At 42.4% G+C, this 16045-nt stretch carries 14 protein-coding genes; 2 read left to right on the plus strand and 12 right to left on the minus strand.

Annotated elements, in window-relative coordinates; all coding sequences use genetic code 11:
- Nucleotides 1-170: 170 nt before the first annotated feature.
- From RBH88_RS11245 to RBH88_RS11285, 9 genes are all read right to left on the minus strand, one after another.
- Nucleotides 171-1328, minus strand: coding sequence for an ABC transporter substrate-binding protein (locus tag RBH88_RS11245; protein ID WP_213690038.1), 1158 nt, complete (start codon nucleotides 1326-1328; stop codon nucleotides 171-173).
- Nucleotides 1329-1359: 31 nt separating this feature from the next.
- The gene (locus tag RBH88_RS11250) at nucleotides 1360-2070 is read right to left on the minus strand and encodes an ABC transporter ATP-binding protein (protein ID WP_213690037.1); all 711 of its coding nucleotides are present in this window, start codon (nucleotides 2068-2070) and stop codon (nucleotides 1360-1362) included.
- Nucleotides 2051-2824 (minus strand): ABC transporter ATP-binding protein, encoded by a 774-nt coding sequence (locus RBH88_RS11255; protein ID WP_213690036.1) that lies wholly within the window; start codon nucleotides 2822-2824, stop codon nucleotides 2051-2053. The genes RBH88_RS11250 and RBH88_RS11255 overlap by 20 nt, the downstream gene beginning before the upstream one ends.
- Nucleotides 2824-3702 carry a branched-chain amino acid ABC transporter permease gene (locus RBH88_RS11260; RefSeq protein WP_213690035.1) on the minus strand — a complete coding sequence of 293 codons (879 nt, stop codon included), beginning with the start codon at nucleotides 3700-3702 and terminating at the stop codon, nucleotides 2824-2826. The genes RBH88_RS11255 and RBH88_RS11260 overlap by 1 nt, the downstream gene beginning before the upstream one ends.
- 12 nt (nucleotides 3703-3714) lie before the next feature.
- On the minus strand, nucleotides 3715-4581 hold the full coding sequence (locus RBH88_RS11265; protein ID WP_213690034.1) for a branched-chain amino acid ABC transporter permease: 867 nt from the start codon (nucleotides 4579-4581) through the stop codon (nucleotides 3715-3717).
- Nucleotides 4582-4686: 105 nt separating this feature from the next.
- On the minus strand, nucleotides 4687-6720 hold the full coding sequence (locus RBH88_RS11270) for a urocanate hydratase (protein WP_213699685.1): 2034 nt from the start codon (nucleotides 6718-6720) through the stop codon (nucleotides 4687-4689).
- A 32-nt stretch (nucleotides 6721-6752) separates the two neighbouring features.
- On the minus strand, nucleotides 6753-7997 hold the full coding sequence (gene hutI, locus RBH88_RS11275) for an imidazolonepropionase (RefSeq protein ID WP_307879660.1): 1245 nt from the start codon (nucleotides 7995-7997) through the stop codon (nucleotides 6753-6755).
- Entirely contained in the window at nucleotides 7994-8911 is a 918-nt protein-coding gene (gene ftcD, locus RBH88_RS11280; protein WP_213690031.1) for a glutamate formimidoyltransferase, read from the minus strand. The genes hutI and ftcD overlap by 4 nt, the downstream gene beginning before the upstream one ends.
- A gap of 19 nt (nucleotides 8912-8930) precedes the next feature.
- Nucleotides 8931-9683, minus strand: coding sequence for an IclR family transcriptional regulator (locus RBH88_RS11285; RefSeq protein ID WP_307879661.1), 753 nt, complete (start codon nucleotides 9681-9683; stop codon nucleotides 8931-8933).
- Nucleotides 9684-9821: 138 nt separating this feature from the next.
- Between RBH88_RS11285 and RBH88_RS11290 the strand changes: the two genes are divergently transcribed.
- Entirely contained in the window at nucleotides 9822-10967 is a 1146-nt protein-coding gene (locus RBH88_RS11290) for an aldo/keto reductase (RefSeq protein WP_213690029.1), read from the plus strand.
- Nucleotides 10968-11055: 88 nt separating this feature from the next.
- On the opposite strand, the gene RBH88_RS11295 is transcribed toward RBH88_RS11290, so the two are convergent.
- From RBH88_RS11295 to RBH88_RS11305, 3 genes are all read right to left on the minus strand, one after another.
- The gene (locus RBH88_RS11295) at nucleotides 11056-12207 is read right to left on the minus strand and encodes a double-cubane-cluster-containing anaerobic reductase (RefSeq protein ID WP_213690028.1); all 1152 of its coding nucleotides are present in this window, start codon (nucleotides 12205-12207) and stop codon (nucleotides 11056-11058) included.
- Complete coding sequence (locus tag RBH88_RS11300; protein ID WP_307880088.1) at nucleotides 12207-13001, minus strand: acyl-CoA dehydratase activase; 795 nt, start codon at nucleotides 12999-13001, stop codon at nucleotides 12207-12209. The genes RBH88_RS11295 and RBH88_RS11300 overlap by 1 nt, the downstream gene beginning before the upstream one ends.
- Before the next feature lie 156 nt (nucleotides 13002-13157).
- Nucleotides 13158-13949, minus strand: a complete 792-nt coding sequence (locus RBH88_RS11305; protein ID WP_213690027.1) for an SDR family oxidoreductase — start codon at nucleotides 13947-13949, stop codon at nucleotides 13158-13160.
- Between the two features lie 172 nt (nucleotides 13950-14121).
- Between RBH88_RS11305 and RBH88_RS11310 the strand changes: the two genes are divergently transcribed.
- Nucleotides 14122-16038 carry a S9 family peptidase gene (locus RBH88_RS11310; RefSeq protein ID WP_213690026.1) on the plus strand — a complete coding sequence of 639 codons (1917 nt, stop codon included), beginning with the start codon at nucleotides 14122-14124 and terminating at the stop codon, nucleotides 16036-16038.
- The last annotated feature ends 7 nt before the right edge of the window (nucleotides 16039-16045 follow it).

Consider the following 16045-nt stretch of genomic DNA (forward strand, 5'->3'; position numbering starts at 1 on the left):
TATCGAATTATGTCGATGGCAATAAAACGGAATAGCTAGAAAGCTATTCCGTTTTTAGGTTTATTACTCATCTTTTTAAGCATAATCGCATGTTTTGATGAATTTTAAGGAGCAATAAGGGAGGCTCCACATACCCCTCGGAGCCTCCCTTATATTGAGAGCGACGAAATCTATTTCTCTAAGACTGCAGGATCGTCTACTATATCAAGATAGTGGAAGCCCCAATCCTTAACAATCTGAACAACCATTGGCTTTATAACTTCTCCCTGCTCCGTAAACTTACTGACACCTGTAAGACCTTCGATCTCAGAGGAAGCTATAGCATCACGTATTTTTTGTGTATTGAGATCTCCTGCTGTTTTGATACTTTCGACGATAACCATGAAAGCGTCATAGGCAGAAGCTCCAACCATACATGTTTCTACGCCAAAACGTTCTTTATACTGGCGAAGATAGTCTTGAACAAAGGGACGTTTGTCGTCTCTGTCCAAGTTGGTGACGAGAACGAAATCTTCAGCAGCTTCTCCGGCTATTTTAATCATTTCGGGAGAGTCTGCGCCCTCTTCTCCAATGAAGGGAGCTGTTATGCCCATTTCACGAGCTTGTTTCAGCATAGGACCAACTTGAAAGAAATAACCACTTGATATAACGACGTCAGGATTGGCTTCCTTGATTTTAGAAAGATAGGCTTTGTAATCTTTCTCTGCAAAAGGATAAGCCTGCTCAATGAGAATTTTCGTATCTGGGGCATGTTTCTCAAGATATTCTCTGGTTCCTGTTGAGAGGGTTCGTCCAAAGTCATTATCCGCATGTATGAGTGCTACAGATTTTGCTTTAAAATTACGAACAGCTACATAGGCGCATGCTCGGCCTTCCACTTCACCCAACATTCCTACGCGGAAACAGAAATCACCAGCAGATGTTACTTCGGGGTGAAGGGCATAGGCAGCCACAAAGGGAATTTTTTCTTCCTGGAAAATAGGAGCAACCGCTCGACTTGGGAAGCTGTAAGATCCTCCTACAACTCCAATAACGCCATCTCTTTCGATGAGTTTGTGGGCAAGAGCCACTGCCTCTTTGGGGTCAGCTCTGTCATCGTAGGCCACAAGTTCAATCTTTTTCCCTAAAACTCCACCTTCGGCATTCACTTTTTCTACAGCCATAACGACAGAATTCTTTACATTAATACCATCATCGGCTGCTGGTCCTGTAAGGGGGGCAAGAAGACCAATTTTAATCGTATCTTCAGCCCAGGCAAGACTGCAACTCAACACAAGAATAAAGCAGAAGGCAATAGTTATAACTTTGGTCCACCGACTTTTAACCATTACTACAACACCTCCTAAATATAGTTTAAAACTAGATCCCCAGATATGCTTCGCGTATTCCAGGATCATTCATAAGCTCTTGTGATGTTCCCTCCATAACTAAATTACCAGCTTCGAGAACATAGCCTCTGTGTGATATTTTTAAGGATGCGAGGGCGTTCTGTTCGACGATAAGAATGGTGATTCCAAACTCTTTATTGATATTCTGAAGAACTTCAAAAACTGTATCTACGAGTTTGGGCATGAGCCCCATCGAAACTTCGTCTACCAAAAGTATGTTGGGATTTGAGATGAGGGCTCTGGCTATAGAAAGCTGCTGCTGCTCTCCTCCCGAGAGCGTATTTGCCGCTTGATTCTTTCGAGATTGAAGAATAGGGAAAAAGGAGTAAATCCATTCAAGGTTTTTTGTCAGATCGACCTCCTTTCTCATTTTATATATTCCAATGAGAAGATTTTCATACACTGTCAGATTGGGGAAAACACGTGCACGTTCAGGAACGAGACGTATCCCTTTTCTGGCACGTAAATGGGCGGGAAGTGCGGTAATATTTTCATCGTTGAGAAAAATATCTCCTGAATGTGCTGGAATTATTCCCATAAGAGCGTTCATAATTGATGTTTTACCTGCCCCATTTGCTCCTATTATTGAGACGAGCTCCCCTTTTTCCACATGGAAAGAGACACCATGAACGGCTTCAACTTGTCCGTAGCTGATATGAAGGTTATTGATGTTGAGCAGCATCCTTTTGTCCCCCTTTGCCCAGGTATGCTTCTATAACATCCGGATTTGATGTGATTTCTTCAGGTGATCCTTCTGCAAGCCATGCTCCTTGATTAAGAACGACAATGCGATTACAGAGTTTCATAGCGACTTTCATATTGTGTTCTATGAGGAGAATTGAAACGCCCTGTTCTGTAAGAGAAAAAACGAGGTCCTCCATTTTCGTGATCTGTTCTTGCCGCAGCCCAGAAAATGATTCGTCAAGAAGCAGTAATTTCGGTTGAAGAGCTAAGGCTCTTCCTATTTCAAGACGCCTGAGATCCCCGAGAGGCAGTGTTTCTGAAAGTCGATGAGCATAGTGTTCTAGCCCGACTTTTCTGAGAATGTTCATAGCTTGATCTTGTATATCAGACGTTTGCCAACGATGGGTAATTGCTTTGGAGGACGGGTAGTACTTAACCCCCAAGGCAACCATAATGTTTTCAATAACCGATAGGTGGGAAAAGGGTTTTACTATTTGAAAAGTGCGCCCTATTCCCATGTGGGCAATTTCATGGGGAGAACATCCATCGATTCGGTTTCCGTTAAAATGAATACTTCCCTGAGATGGTTTATATATGCCGGAAATCATATTGAAACAGGTCGTTTTTCCCGCACCATTTGGACCAAGCAGCCCAAAGATGTCTCCCGTTTTCAAATTGAACGAAACATTATTGACTGCTTGAAGACCTCCGAAGTTTTTCGATAGGTTTTTAACAGAAAGAAGAATACTCATTATCCATTCCCCCTCTCTTTACGAGAAAAAATAGAAAGGAGAAAACTGTTTTTGCCAAGAAGTCCCTGAGGTTGAAAGCGAATCATAAGTAAGAGCAGTGCACTATAGAGCAGCATACGGTAGTTTGCCAGAGGACGAGCCAACTCAGGTAAAGAGCCTAGGATAAGAGCGCCAAGAAGAGGGCCCCATAATGTTCCCATACCACCAAGAACGACAAAAGAAAGCAACATGACTGAGACTGTAAATCCGAAGTCGGAAGGAGCAATAAAGTGCATCTGGTGAGCATAAAGGGCTCCTCCAACACCAGCTATGGCAGTTCCCATAACGAAAGCTATAAGCTTAAACCGCATAGGAGATATTCCCATACTTGAAGCAGCTGTTTCATCTTCGCGAAGGGCTATACAGGCCAACCCCATCCATCGTTTGGCAAACCATCTGTTTATCAAGACGACGAGTAAAAGTACGCAGAGACAGAGAGCCAAATAATTTCCCCCTTTAAGTTTGGTACCCCAGAAGACGACACGAGGAATACCTCCAAGACCGAGAGCTCCACCAAAGAAGGGAATATAGAGGAAAATGGCTTCTACTATGAAGTTGATGCCGATAGTCGTAATGGCTAAAAAATCATTCTTAACCCGAAGGCTGGGAAGGCCGCAAAGAATACCTATAATGGCGCTGATAAGAATAACAATAGGTAGGGCCCCCCAAAAAGTAAGTCCGGCTTTTGTTGTAAGAAGAGCCGCGGAATAGGCTCCGATTCCGAAGAAAGCGGCATGGCCGAGAGATATTTGTCCAGCATATCCTACAATAATATTTAGACCATATGCGACAATAGCGTAAATGGAAATGAAGATAGCAACAGTGATAACGTAACTCATAGTTGACCCCCCTTACCCTTTCCTTCCAAAAAGGCCTTGTGGTTTCCACATGAGGACAACGATCATAGCGATAAAGGCCAGAGCATCTCGAGGAAGGGGAACGTGAGCAAAACCGATAAGAACCGTTTCAGCGATTCCTAAAGCAAGAGAAGCAATAACTGCTCCGGGAACAGAACCTAACCCTCCTACAACGATAAGAGCCAGTGCCTTATAAGCGGGTACAGCCCCCATTCCCGGGGAGACAGTATTGTAGTAAATTCCCACTAAAACTCCGGCGAGGGCAGCAATTGCAGAACTGATAAAAAAACTGAGGTCTATAATACGTTGGCTGTTAATCCCAAGAGAACTGGCAACAGCCATATCTTGAGAGGTGGCTCGCATAGCAAGCCCTGTTTCTGTCTGTGTCGAAAAATACCAAAGCAGGAAAAAGACGAGCGCGGTAATGATGTAGATTCCCATAAGATTTGATGAAATAACCATTCCCTTGATTTTTAGAGTAGGGAAAGGAAGCGTCAAAGAGTAGGTTTGTACAGTTGGTCCGGCAATGAGACGAATAAGCTCTTCCATGCCGGTGAAAATAGCAATACTACTTATTAGAGGAACGTAAGGAGGAAATTTCAATAAGGGGAAATATATGTAGCGCTCTATTGCAACCCCTAGAAAACCGCAGAAAACCATACTCGCAATCATGGCAAGAAAAATATTTCCAGTTAATGAGTATATACCAATGCCTATATAGGCTCCAACCATATATACCCCAGCATGAGCAACATGAAGTATACCAAGAATGCCATAAACGAGAGCGAGCCCAAGAGCAATCAGAGCATATGTTGAACCTGTGGCAAGACCGTTTAAGATTTGTTCAATAAGCAAATACATTCCCAAAATCACCCCAATGCTATGCAAAAAATATTATTCAAAAAATTTGCCGCAAGAGAGAAGGAAGAGCGACAAGCTCTTCCTTCTCTTTATCTTTTTATAGGGTTATTTCTGCTTCCAGGCTTTATTTACAGTATTTTTAACAAGGGTATCGTTAGGAATGAATGGAAGGGTGAAATGATAATCTTCTGTGTATTTTTTGTTGATGTTTACGGCGACTTCTATAGCGTGATCGCAGCGGCTCCAAGCCCTTCGGGCGACACCGCTTAAAACGTCCCACATCATAGCTGATTTGATAATTGCATCTGCCTCTTCTGATCCGTCAAGAAGCAGACCAAAGCCACTGTTTATAACCTTACCTATGCCAACTCCTCCTCCATTATGGAGAGCAACGAGAGACATGCCTCGTGCAGCATTTCCTGCAAAGCATTGAGAAGCCATATCGGCGCATATGTTGCTGCCATCCTTAATGTTTGAAGTTTCTCTGTAAGGAGAGTCTGTTCCTGAAACGTCGTGATGATCTCGTCCAATCATAACGGGGCCTATTTCTTCATCTCGCACCATTTTATTGAAGGCGAGAGCTATATTCCTTCGGCCTTCTGCGTCTTGATAAAGTATTCTGGCTTGAGTGCCTACAACAAGCTTATTCTTTTCTGCATCTCGAATCCATATATAGTTATCGCGATCTTGAGGACGACGATGAGGATCAATACAGTTCATAGCTGCGTGGTCGGTTTTTGAGAGATCTTCTGGTTTGCCACTTAAACATACCCAGCGGAAGGGGCCGTATCCGTAATCGAAAAGTAAGGGGCCCATTATATCTTCAACATAAGAGGGGAAGATGAATCCTTCTCTTGTGTCTTCTCCGTTTTTGCAGATCTCTTTGACGCCAGCATCAAATATGGCTCGCATGAAAGAGTTTCCATAATCGAAGAAAAAAGTGCCTTTATCGACAAGTGCCTTAATACATTCAAAATGTTTCCTAAGAGTGGCGTCAACAAGGATTTTGAATTGTGCAGGATCTGAGTGAAGCATTTCAGTTCGCTGTTCAAAGGTTAATCCTTGGGGGCAATATCCGCCATCGTATACGGCGTGGCATGATGTTTGGTCTGAGAGTAATTCTATATGAACACTTTCTTTAACAGCATATTCAAGCAAATCGACAATGTTCCCATGATAGGCGATGGAAATCGTCTCTTTTTTGTCCATATATTCTTGGGCCAGGGTGAAAGCTTCTTTGGCATTGTCTACAACTCGAGAAACCCACCCCTGATCGTATCGAGTCTGAATACGGGAAGCATCTACTTCAGCAATAATGCCGACGCCTCTAGCAATTTCTACAGCTTTTGGCTGGGCTCCACTCATGCCGCCCAGGCCTGAAGAGACGAAAAGATGTCCCGCTAAATCTTCATCATTTTTGAGGCCGAGATGAAGACGTCCCGCATTGATAATGGTGTTGAATGTGCCGTGAACAATACCTTGAGGGCCAATATACATCCATCCACCTGCAGTCATTTGTCCGTAATTTGTAACACCTAACTGCATAAGGCGATGCCATTCTTCCTGATTATCAAAGAGTCCGATAAGAAGACCGTTTGTTATGATTACACGAGGAGCATCTGGCTTTGATTTGAAAAGTCCTACTGGATGTCCTGAAGAGACGACAAGTGTCTGGTTGTCAGTGAGTTCTTCCAGATATTTTTTAATGAGACAGTACTGCATCCAGTTCTGGCAGACCTGGCCTGTTTCGCCATAGGTAACGAGCTCGTATGGGTAGAGTGCCACATCGAAATCAAGGTTATTATCAATCATTACCTGAAAGGCTTTTCCTGCAAGACACTTTCCCTTGTATTCATCTATAGGTTTACCATAGATACGTTTCTTGGGTCTAAAGCGATAGCCATAGATACGTCCTCGCGTTTTGAGCTCGTCCATAAATTCAGGGGCGATCTTTTCGTGAAGTTCTTCGGGTATATAGCGGAGAGCATTTTTCAGCGCAAGTTCGGTCTCTTTTTGATTTAGAGTCCATCCTCTGTCTGGAGCTCTTCGAATGTTTTTCTCAAACTCCGGATATTCAGGAAGCTCGGCATCTAATTTAATGGTCATTGCCTCAGAAACTAAATGATTTGTACTTTCCATGAAACACACCTCCTCTGAGTCAGAAAAATTTTCTATGCAACTAAAATTCCCTTTTTATATACGGAAATTACTGGTGATACGCCGGCATGATAGGCGAGAATTGCGGGAGATTCACCATCGAGAAGTAAAAAGTCGGCTTGCTTCCCTACTGTGAGACTGCCTATACGATCTTCCATGCCGAGAGACCATGCCGCGTTAATTGTTGATGCCACAAGAGCTTCTTCCACGGTCATATTCATATTCATTACTGCGAGACCGAAAACAAAGGGCATGGATTCGGTAAAACACGATCCAGGATTGCAATCAGTAGCAAGAGCAACGGGAACATCAAGTTCAATCATGCGTCGTGCGGGAGCGTATGGCTTTCGAAGGCTATATGCTGTTGCAGGAAGAAGGTTGGCAATAACCTTCCCTTGAGCCATGGCTTTTAAATTTTCTTCTGAAGCGGCAAGAAGATGTTCTGCTGATACTGTTTGAAGTTCTGCTGCAAGGCCTGCGCCTCCTGTATCATGAACCTCATCAGCGTGGATTCGTGATTTGAGCCCATATTTTTGCGCTGCCTGAAGAATTTTTCGACTTTGCTCAATGGTGAAAACACCTTCCTCGCAAAATACATCGCAAAATTCAGCTATTCCCTGCTCGGCAACGGCAGGGATCATCTCGTTGGTAAGAATGTTGACAAAGGTGTCTGGGGCTTCTTTATATTCTTCTGGAATAGCATGGGCTCCCATGAAGGTGATGGCGACGTCAAGGGGTGTTTCTTGTTGAATTCGACGGATGACTCGCAGCATCTTCAGTTCAGTCTCAGTTTCAAGGCCATATCCGCTTTTTATCTCAATTGTCGTTGTGCCAAAGGAGAGAGCGGAAAGCACATTTTCAAGAGTTGTCTGAAAGAGTTCCTCTTCGCTTGCTTCTTTTACGGCTTGCACAGACGAAAGAATGCCTCCGCCTGCCTTTAAAATGTCGAGATAGGGGGTTCCGGCAAGTCGCAAAGCAAATTCCTTTTCTCGTCTCGCCGCGAAGCAAATATGAGTATGGGGATCGACAAATCCAGGGATAAGGCAGCAGCCTTGGCAGTCGATTTCCATATCAACATCACGGAAAGAAAGACCTTCTAAAACATAACCTTCCTCTCCTATCTTTTCGATGAGGCCATTACGGCAATAGATTGCGCCATGAGAAATGGTGTTAACTTTTCCCTGATCTTTTCCTGAGAGTGGGCTGTCTTTAGATTCTGGGGTAACAATAGTTGCGTTTCGGAAGAGTGATGTAATCATGCTTGTTCCTCTCCCATCAATTCAAGCAACTTGATTTCTAAAACCTGATTTCGCTTAAAATCGTCTATTTGCATATAGTAAGCAGAGCTTTCAAGAATAGCTGCGGCGGGGATCATGCCGTATACTTCTGTCCCGTTGATCGTTACGCCCCAACGGGCTGCCTCTGCTTTGATCAGCTCAAGCACTCTGTACATAGCAGTTTGTTCATAATCAACGAGATTCATGCTAACCTGCACTAGTCCTTTTTCTTTCAAGGCAAGGCCTATAGCCTTAACGCTGGTAAAGCCTCCTGTAGAAGCACGGAGATGACGGGCAATGCTTTTGGCAATATCAACATCTGTTGTGTTGAGATTGACATTAAAAGCGACAAGAAATTTTCGAGCTCCAATAACTGTTGCACCTGCCGTGGGATGGAGGCAAGGTTCTCCTATATCGGGGCGGCGCTTTTCTTCCCTTACTTCGGTTTTGAGAGCTTCATACTGTCCTTTTCGAATAACCTCAAGGCGTTTCCTTTCAGGGTTGAGAGCTGCTTCTTCATAGAAATAGACTGGAATTTCAAGCTCATCAAAAAATCGTTTTCCAAAGGTATGGGCGAGTTCGACACATTCTTCCATTGTGATTCCTGAAATAGGAGTAAATGGAATAACGTCAATAGCTCCAATACGTGGATGAGCTCCCTGGTGAGAGTTGAGATCTATGGCATCTCGAGCTACTTTAGATGCTTCTATAAGAGCGTTGCAGATAGCTTCAGGTTTACCTGCCAGACTCACAACCATCCTATTGTGATCAACGTCAGCTCTCGAGTCTAGAACGTAACATCCCTGGTGGCGCCTAAAGGGGGCAAGAATGGCATCCATAACATCTTGCCGTCTTCCCTCACTGAAATTCGGAACACACTCTATGAGTTTCGGCATGGGTAAAATCCCTCCATTTTTATAATTGTGATGATATTTGTCTTCCTGCTTCCTTAAGAAGGTTCAGAAGTATTTCAACCTGGCCGTCAAAACTTGAAGAAAGGCTCGCAAGGCCAAGCTGGCAGATAAATTGATTGCTATGGTCGAAAACCGGAATACTTAAGTCTCCGGCATTTATCATCCATTCTTCTTGACTGAAAGAGTATTTTTCCGTCTGAATTTTTTTAATTTGCTCTTTGAGTTGATCTGGATTGGTAATAGTTTTTGAAGAAAAACGTTCAAGTTCTTGCGAGAGAACGATTTCCTGAATTTCAGGTTTTGCGAAGGCAAGAAGTATTTTCCCCGTTGCTCCTGCATGTAGAGGAATAGTCATTCCCTTATGGGCGACAAATTTCAATGCCGTTTCCGGTTCCACAGAATGAATACACTTTCCTCCAGTTCCATTAAGAACAGAAAGAAGAACGGTTTTTCCTGTTTTAGAAAGAAGATCTTTCATATGCGGATCGCAAAGTTGAATCAGTTCATGGTAGAAAGCTCGTCGATTGAAAAGGAGATAAAAACGTATGCCAGTCCTAAATTTTTCTGTAATTGGATCTTGATAGACCCACTCATCTTTTTGCAGGGAATGAAGAAAGCGATGGACAGTTGTTCGTGGAATGCCTGTTTGTTCTTCTATTTCTCGAATACTCAGAAGGTTGTCTGCTTTACTCAAAGTTTCCATGATAGTAATGATGCGATGGATAGTATCATGACGGGAAGAAGAAGGTATCATCTATACACTCCTTTCAGAATGGGACATATTGTCCCAAATCAGTAATCACGTTACTCCAATGTATATAAAAAGTCAACTATAGAGGGTTTTGCCATCATTTTGCTATACTGTAAATTAAGAGCGAAAGGGGGAGAAACTATGAATTACAGAACAATGCCGGGGATGGATGAAGAACTCTCTATTCTTGGTTTTGGATGCATGCGTTTGCCATTAACTTCTGAAGGAATAATTGATGAGGGCGAAGCTACAAAAATATTGCGTTATGCTATTGATCATGGCGTAAATTATGTAGATACGGCTTGGCCCTATCACAACGAGATGAGCGAACCCTTTGTTGGGAGAGCCTTACTCGATGGCTACCGTGATAAAGTCTATCTCGCAACGAAACTCCCATCATGGCTTGTAGAAAAGCATGAAGATATGGACTCCTTTCTTAATGAACAATTGCGACGTTTACAGACAAAAACAATAGATTTTTATTTGGTTCACTCATTAAATAGAGAACGTTGGAATAATATGGTGAAGAACGATGTCTTTTCTTTTCTTGAAAAGGCTATAGCTGATGGCCGTATTCGCCATGCAGGGTTCTCTTTTCACGGAGAGTATGAGCTTTTTGAAGAAATTTTAGATGCATGGCATTGGGAATTTTGTCAGATTCAATACAACTACCTTGATGAAAATTATCAGGCTGGAACTAAGGGATTGAGAGAAGCTGCTTCTCGTGGCCTTGGCGTTATTATTATGGAACCTCTCCGAGGCGGCAAGTTGGCAACGAATGTTCCAGAGCCCATTCAGAATCTATGGCAAGAAGCGGAAGAAAAAATGAGCCCTGCTGCTTGGGGTTTAAGGTGGGTGTGGAATCACTCCGAAGTATCTGTTGTTCTAAGCGGAATGAATTCCCTTAACCAAGTGAGAGAGAACATCATTGTGTCTGAAAAGGGAGAACCTGGCACTCTTTCCCATCATGATCTGGATATTGTGGAAAAGGTAAAAAATGAATATAAGAAACGGATGAAAGTGGATTGCACAAATTGCCGCTATTGCATGCCTTGCCCGCAGGGTGTCAATATTCCTGAATGCTTTAATCGCTATAATATGGCTTTCATGTTTGATGATGAAAAGATGGCAAAAGATACATATTTTGTATTCGTAAAAGATTACGAGAGGGCAAGTTTATGTGTCGAATGTGGAGCGTGCGAGGAAGTTTGCCCTCAGAACCTTCCTATTCGACAGTATTTGAAAGATGTTGTTGATCTTTTTGAGGCAGACAAGGAAAAAGAGTAGGATTTGGCGATCTTTGTTGAAAAAGGCAAGCCGAAGATAAAACTATTGAGTCTTTTCTTCGACTTGCCTGATATTAGGTTTTGCAGAGTTAGAACATTTCTATAAAAGCGCTAATACGTGTCGATAGTTGTCCTGTATCGCTTCTTGAGTAATCGGTTTCCAAAGAAAGATAAGGTATATTTTTTTGTTCCCGAGCAAATTCTCGAATAGTATAGGTTTCTATATTGTAGGTATGGCATGCTTGTAAAACGACTTCCACAATACCGTCAACATGATATTCGTCAATAATATCGGAGAGTAGGTCAAGGCGCCCCCTATTAGGAGTCAGACATGAACAGCTGATCTGTAGATAACGCTCAGTCAATGCGTCCATAGGATGTTTGTTCTCATCCACAAAGCGAGATACTGATTTGAGGCCGCCACATGTTTCAAATCCTACGACAGCCCCTCCATTGTCCTCTATAATTTCGACAACTTTTTCAACATTCCCACCAATAGGACATCCAGTAATGAGTATGCGCGGCTTTGATGGTGAAATTCGCCGTTCCCCTTTATCCCAAGCTTCTTTAACAAGATGAGTAATCTTTTCGATTTTTTTAATTAGTTGTTCTTTGTCAAAGGTCTTGTCTGCGTATTCTGTCATAACGCGAATCTCTCGTCCCGTAATAGCTGGAGGTGTAAGGGCTGCGAGTCGGTAAAATTCGATGAGAGCTTTTCGCTCCCTGTTTAGAAGATAAATTTCCCTCTCAAGGTCATCGTCAGTGATAGCAACGTGAAAAGTCTCTTCGATTTTTCTCTTAAGAAGATACATTTCCTTTCGCCAATACTCGAAATCTTCTGGGCGACTATTGGTTTGTGGTAATTGCATAACGTGCGTAGGTTTTATTTTATTTAATAATTCGTACATCTTCTTTTTGCCGTCACACGTTGTTTCTCCTACTACAAAATCACAGAAGTGAAGGTATGGACACGTATCCGTTAATGCGTATCCGTAACTAGATTTAACAAGAGGACACAGATTGCGGGGAAGATGTTGTTCTGCAGGAGCAATACTTTTTTCTCCAGTACCACAAAGTCCGACAGGTATAGCTTTTCCTGCATAAATAAGCTCTTTAGGGGAAAAGGCGCAATAGTAACCGACAACCTTTCTTCCCGCTTCACTTGCTTCTTTTATATATACAGTACCATCACGCAAATGTTCTCGAAGTTCGTCAAAAATCTGATCAGTTGATTGGGTCATCAGTATTCCTCCTTATCTGCCACGTTAAGAGCTTTGACTGCTGCACCTATCGCTCCTATAAGTTGTGGAAAGGGCAATGTCACGAGAGAGCATGGAAGAGATTCAGAAAGAAGAGATGCGGTTCCTTCAAGAGAGGCAATTCCGCCACTGAAAGCGATCTTTTCTGTTGATGGAAGAGCACCTAAAAGAGGAGCGATCTTGGCTGTCATAGAGTTGAAAACTCCCCGAGCGATTTTGCCCTCATTGATGCCGTCATTAAGAAGAGAGATCACTTCGCTCTCAGCAAAAACGGCACATACTGAGCTAATGGGAACACCTTTTTCCTCATTTTGGGCCAGAGTAATGAGTTCATTAATATTTCGTCCGAGAATATGGGCCATGTTTTCCAAAAAGCGTCCTGTTCCGGCAGCGCATCTATCATTTAAGCGAAAATCAAGAACATGTCCTTTCCCATTCATACATATGGCTTTGCTGTCCTGTCCGCCAATATCGAGTAAACATCGAGTTTCTGGTGCCATCATGATAGCTCCGGTGGCATGAGCTGTAATTTCTGTTATTACATTCCCCCGAGGAATAAAATCTTTGAGGCGATGCCGTCCATATCCTGTTAAACCAACTATAGAAGCATCAGGAAGACTTTTTATAAAATCTTGGATTTTACCTGGAACTGCTGCTTGAACAGAATAGTCGACAATCTCTTTATCATTCATCAAAACCCATTTAGATGTGCGACTACCCCAATCTATGCCAATTACCTGAGTGTTTTTAGAAGAGCGTCTATGCGTGTTCTTAATTGGCCTTCATCTCCCAACGTTATATCCTTCTTTGGTTAATTCTTCATACGAATAAAAATTATAACCAAAGAGAAGAGAAATAACAATAGAAGCCAAGGAAGGGGTTCCCTTGGCTTCTATAAAAACGTGCTTGATAATAATTAACGATTATTGAACTTAAAGAACCGCTTTAACCATTCCTCCATCAGCGATGATTGTCTGTCCTGTAATATAGCTATTTGCTTCAGAAGAGAGAAAAACAGCAAGACGGGCATATTCATCAGGCATGCCATATCGTCCTAAAGGTATCTGATCTATTGCTTGGCGACTTACTTCTTCAACCGAGACTCCTTTTTTTGCAGCTAAAGCCTGGTCGAGCTGACGTATTCTCTGTGTGTCAAAACGTCCTGGTCCTATGGCATTAATAAGAATGTTGTAAGGAGCGAGTTCTTGTGAGAGAGTTTTTGTCAATCCAATAACGCCCAGTCTGAATGTATTCGAAAGTATAAGATTTTCTATAACCTGTTTCACGGAAGATGATGTGGAGTTGATGATCCGTCCCCATTTTTGAACCTTCATGAAAGGAAGAACTTCTCGAATTGTACGGACGTAGCTGAGAAGATTAAGCTCAAAAGCATTTTGCCATGCTTCATCATTGAAAGTTTCAAAGGTTCCTGCAGGTGGCCCTCCTGCATTATTAACAAGAATCGATATAGGTCCAAGTTTTTCAGTAGTAACGCGCACCAGATTTTTTATCTGCTCTACTTGTGTAATATCGCAAGCCGTATAATAAGCTGTAACACCAGTATCGTCCGTGAGTTCTTCAACTGCACGACGTAATTTTTCTTCGTTGCGGCTGGCCATCATTGTAACAACACCCTCCATTAAAAAACGTCGGGCCATTGCCTTACCCAGTCCACTACTTGATGCCATGATGAGGGCGACCTTTCCTTTTATACCAAGATCCATTTCTTTTCCCCTCCCTTTCAAAAAACTTTATAATAGTATTCTGTAAATTCTGTTTTTATTCAAGAGGCAAGATTACTTTTTCGGCATTTTATCGGATAAAGGAAGATATTCTTCATGATAAAATTAACTGGATTTATAAATAAAGAATACATTTCTCAAAGGAGAGATTTCTATGTCTAAACATTTATTTTTTCCCGTTCTTGTCGCAAGTTTGGCCGTTGTGATTTTGTTATGGAATGCAGGAAGTGCTTCCGCAGCTTTGCCTCCCCTTGTTTCTCTTGAAGATTTTTTCAAAAATCCTGAAAAAATATCTTTTTCTCTTTCTCCAAATGGAGAATATTTAGCATATATGAAACCATGGCAACGAAGGATGAATGTATATGTTCAAAAAGTAGGTTCCAATGGTGAACCGAAGCGCCTTACAGAGGCTATATCTCGAGATATAGCCGGATATTTCTGGAAGGGAAACAATCAGATTATTTATGTTCAAGATTCAGGAGGAGATGAAAATTACCATCTCTTCTCTGTTGATATAACTGCTCAGACAAGAAAAGAGCTAACGCCTTTTTCTAATGTACGGGTTTCTGTTGTTGATGACTTGGAAGATGTGGAAAACGAGATGCTTATTGCTATGAATCGCCGCGATCCACGTCTTTACGATGTGTATAGAATTAATATTTTGACTGGAGAACTTACTCTTGTTGCTGAAAATCCTGGAGATATTGCAGGATGGCTCACAGATAATGACGGGAAATTAAGGGTTGCCGTTCGGAGCGATGGTGTACAAACGAGTCTTCTATATAGAAAAACCGAAACGGAGCCTTTTAGAACTGTTGTAACGACGAATTTCAAGGACTCTATAGATCCGCTATTTTTTACCTTTGACAATAACTATCTTTACGTGGCGTCGAATCTCCACCGCGATAAGAGCGCTATTTATCGTTATGACCCGGAGACTGGGGCTTTTCTTGATATGATATATGAACATCCTGATGTTGATGTTTACGGGCTTCTTCGCTCAAAAAAACGTAAAGTTATTACAGGTGTTCGATATATAACAGATAAGGGGCACTATCAGTTTTTTGATTCAGAAAGGGAAGAAATACAAAACACAATTGAAAAGAAGCTTCCAGGTTATGATGTTGTTGTGGCAAGTATGACCCGAGATGAAAATCGGATGCTTGTTTATGTAGGTAGTGACAGGACATTAGGAGCTTATTATTTCTACGATCGTAAGACGGGGGACTTTAAAAAACTTGCAGATTTAAGCCCGTGGCTTAAAGAAGAAGAGATGGCTTCCACAAGGCCTATTTCATATACCGCAAGGGATGGCCTTACTATTCATGGATACTTAACTCTTCCAGTGGGAGTTGAGCCTAAAAATCTTCCTGTAATAGTTCATCCTCATGGTGGGCCATGGGTTCGAGATACATGGGGATTTAGTCCCGAAGTACAATTTTTGGCCAATAGAGGATACGCTGTTTTGGAGATGAATTACAGAGGCTCAACTGGTTACGGTAAGAGTTTTTGGGTCGCTGGCTTCAAAGAATGGGGCCGCAAAATGCAAGATGACATTACCGATGGAGTGCAGTGGCTTATCGAAACGGGAGTAGCCGATTCGGAGAAAATAGGCATCTATGGTGCTTCTTATGGAGGATACGCGGTTTTGGCTGGATTGGCATTTACTCCCGATCTTTATGCATGTGGAGTTGATTATGTCGGACCGTCTAACATCTTTACTCTTTTAGAAACTCTCCCCCCCTATTGGGAATTAGGTCGTCAGATGATGTATGAGCAAATAGGCGATCCGGAGAAAGATAAGGAGTTGCTCCGAGCGGCATCCCCTGTTTTCCATGCGGATAAGATCCAATCCCCGCTTTTTGTTGCTCAAGGAGCTAACGATCCTCGTGTAAAAAAGGCCGAATCTGATCAGATAGTAGAAGCGCTACGTAGGCGAGGTGTCGATGTGGAATATATGGTAAAAGAAAATGAAGGACACGGCTTCAGAAATGAGGAAAATCGTTTTGATTTTTATCGGGCAATGGAAAAATTTTTAGCGCGTCATCTTCAGGGACGGGTTAAAGAATAAACGGGAG

The organism is Aminobacterium sp. MB27-C1, assembly GCF_030908405.1.
Taxonomy (GTDB): Bacteria; Synergistota; Synergistia; order Synergistales; family Aminobacteriaceae; genus Aminobacterium.